This is a genomic window from Kitasatospora sp. NPDC059571, assembly GCF_042735675.1.
In the GTDB taxonomy this organism is placed as follows: Bacteria; Actinomycetota; Actinomycetes; order Streptomycetales; family Streptomycetaceae; genus Kitasatospora.
The window spans coordinates 40,925-41,220 of record NZ_JBHWBW010000011.1; the positions used below are offsets into that span (position 1 = coordinate 40,925).

General features: G+C 82.4%; 1 protein-coding gene. It reads right to left on the minus strand.

Translation table 11 applies throughout. From position 1 onward, the window contains the following. The coding region (locus ACFV0G_RS03340; RefSeq protein WP_380540797.1) for a hypothetical protein at positions 1–190 on the minus strand (190 nt) is incomplete at its 3' end. Between the last annotated feature and the right edge of the window lie 106 nt (positions 191–296).

Genomic DNA, 296 nt, shown 5'->3' on the forward strand with positions numbered 1-296 from the left:
CGCTGCCCGCCTCGGTGTCCGGCCGGGGCGCAGCCAGCCCCAGCAGCCAGTCGACGGCGCGCAGCCCGCGCTGCCCCGCGGCCGCGAGCACCGCGCGCTCCTCCTCGGAACAGTCGGGTACCGCGCTCCCGGCCGGCACGAGGCCGAACCTGGTCGGGATCGGTGCCGCCCCGCCGTACGCATCCGTCATGGCGTCAAGTCTGGCCCCCCCCGCCCCGCCCCCCCCCCGGGGGGGCCCCCCCCCCCCATACCCAGCGACCCCGTCCGCCGGGGCGGCGGGGGCGGCGGGGGGGCGG